Origin of the sequence: Thermotoga sp. (assembly GCF_021162145.1) — a bacterium.
Lineage (GTDB): Bacteria > Thermotogota > Thermotogae > Thermotogales > Thermotogaceae > Thermotoga.
Map to the genome: position 1 here is coordinate 1 of NZ_JAGGZH010000086.1, position 2,599 is coordinate 2,599.

2 protein-coding genes and 1 pseudogene are annotated in these 2,599 nt (G+C 40.0%); all 3 read right to left on the minus strand.

Features of this window, described 5'->3' with window-relative positions; genetic code table 11:
• On the minus strand, positions 1-809 hold an 809-nt coding region (locus tag J7K79_RS05580), incomplete at its 3' end, for a carbohydrate ABC transporter permease (protein WP_296906073.1).
• A 57-nt stretch (positions 810-866) separates the two neighbouring features.
• Entirely contained in the window at positions 867-2,132 is a 1,266-nt protein-coding gene (locus J7K79_RS05585; protein WP_296906075.1) for a sugar ABC transporter substrate-binding protein, read from the minus strand.
• Positions 2,129-2,599: pseudogene (locus J7K79_RS05590) on the minus strand (glycoside hydrolase family 3 protein); the annotation flags it as partial. The pseudogene J7K79_RS05590 and the gene J7K79_RS05585, both read right to left, overlap by 4 nt.

The following is a 2,599-nucleotide window of genomic DNA, read 5'->3' on the forward strand; positions in this document are numbered from 1 at the left end:
GCGTTGGAGTAACCAAACTGCAGGTATCCAAAGGCCTTATTGTATATGAAGATTCCCATTGTTTCCGTCGCATGTACAGGACCACCTTTTGTCATGGCGTAAATCTCTCCAAAAACATTAAGAGCCGCTATGGAAGACATCGTTGAACAAAAAAGAATGTAAGGCTTTAGCAAAGGAACTGTTATCTTGAAAAACACCTGAGAAGGCTTTGCTCCATCTACCTTCGCAGCTTCTACAAGTTCGTTAGGTATGCTTTGAAGTCCTGCAAGATAGATGACCATATAGTATCCAAAACCCTTCCACATAGTAACGAACATGATAGCAAACAAAGCGAAGTTCGGATTTGATAAAAAGGAAATTGGCTCTTTTATAATATGAAGGGATTGAAGCAGAAAGTTTATGAATCCCTTTTCTCTGTACATCCATTGCCAAGTAATGGCAGCTATAGTTATAGGTGTAACGACTGGGAGAAAGATAAGAGTTCTGAAAATGTTTCTTGCCTTCAAGGCATTGTTCAACAGAACCGCTAAAACCATTGAAATTATCTGTAAAGGAGGAACTATAACTAAGTAAAACAAGCTGTTCCTAAAGGCATTCCAAAAAAGCGGATCTCTGAGAAGATTTATATAATTTCTGAGGCCAATGAAAAGCGAGTCACCGACCATATCGTATTGATAGAAAGATATCTTCACACCAAAAATCAAAGGATAATATGTGAATAAAACCATCAGTAATGTAGGAATGGTTATGAAGAAGAAGGTAAGTGTCATTTGCTTTCTTCTCAATTTCTTGTGATATCTGCTTTTCATTCTTTCGCCCCTTTCAATCATTTGGGAAAGGGGAGGGGATTATCCCTCCCCATCTTTTTATTTCTGTTTCTGTGTTTGGATTAAATACCTCCAGTACCTTGCAACCTCTTTAAGAGCGTCTTCTGGTTCCTTTTGACCAAGGAACACTTGAATAATAGCATCCTTTAGCTTATCAAATGCCTCTTTTCTAAATGGAATCTCATCGTTGTAGAAGGTAATGTTTTCAAGATACTTGGCTCCCATGATTCTCGCTTTGGCAGCCAATGTACCGTCATCCTTTGAGAACCAAGGATCGTTCACAGCTGCCTTAAGAGTTGGGAAGATGGTTACAAGTTTACAGAATGCTATTTGATTCTCGAGGTTGGCTACAAAAGCTGCAAATTTTGCTGCTTCTTTTGGATTCTTCGAACCCCTTACTACATTAAGAGTAGAGTACCATCCGCTCATTCTAACTCCCGGTTTGGGCGCTGGAACTGGTGCAACACCAGATTTTTCGTACACTTCCGGTGCATTCCACTTTACTCTGTCTGCAAACTGAACACCAGTGATCAACATAGCAAGTTCGCCAGCCTGGTAAAGTTCCGTCGCTCTGGTCCATTCCCCACCTTGAACAATTTCGCTGGGTAGATATTTTTGCTTGTAAAGTGTCGCCCATTTGTTGAGAGTATGAACATGATCAGGACTGTCGAACAGTACATCTTTTATCCTGTTGTTTTCATCGACAGTATAGAGATTCAAACCATCCCAGTTGAAGATCGCAGATGGATCCTGGAATATTGTTGGAAGAACACCGTATTTTCCGGTTTTTTCTTTGATTATGACGGAATAAAGCAAGATCTCATCCCATGTTTTTGGAGGATATTTTGGATCAAGCCCTGCTTTTTCGAAAATCTCTTTGTTGTAGAAAATCACATCAACTGCTGTGTACCATGGGATTCCATAGATCTTTCCTCTCCAAGTGAGACCTTTCATCATGTTGTCAAAATATTGGTTCAACACTTCTTCTGGTAAGAGATCATCCAAGGGAAAGAGCACTTTCTTCTGAGCGAATTCAATAGTCCATTGAGCATTCAAATTTACAACATCAGGAGGATTTCCAGACGAATAAGCAGCTAACAACTTCTGTTGAAGGACATCCCACGGCACATCCTCCCACACAATTTCCACATCCGGATTCAGTTCTTCGTATCTGTCAATGATTCCCTGAATGAAATCGGTGAAAGTCGGTTTGAGTGACATGGTCCAGAAGACAATCTTAGTTTTTGGAAAAACGACAACAGCTAAGAAGGCCACAAGCATCAGAACGAGCAGAGTCTTTCTCATAAACCACACCTCCCTATAAGATGTTCTAAGGATTTATAGATAGAAAGAGGTTTCGTCGAAAAAGTAACGACAAAATTTCTGTTCTTGAAATGCTCTACATCAGTTGGGTTTCTAAGAATGAAGTAGACTGTTCTTTCGAGAGGAAGCTTCAAATGAGCCTTGAGTGAGTTCTCGTTCTTTACAGCGTTGACCACAAAATCGAAGATAATATCACCTTCAACCATCATTGGACCTTCTTCTATGTCATAGCGAATAACATCCTTTACCTTGAAAAATCTGGATACAACATCTGGAATCTCATCATAATCTGATGCTGTTGAATCTGCCGGGCTCAAATTTTTGCTGGATGTGATCAGAAGAATCACCTCCTTACCGGAAAGAGACATACCCCTTCTAAACATCAAAGCTTTCTCAGAAACTTCGGATAGGAAACCAAAACCCTTGGATGGATCTGTCATTTTCAGATA

Bases quoted from the DNA above. Each gene is read 5' to 3' on its own strand.
- J7K79_RS05585 (WP_296906075.1), bottom strand. From the start codon at position 2,132: ATGAGAAAGACTCTGCTCGTTCTGATGCTTGTGGCCTTCTTAGCTGTT.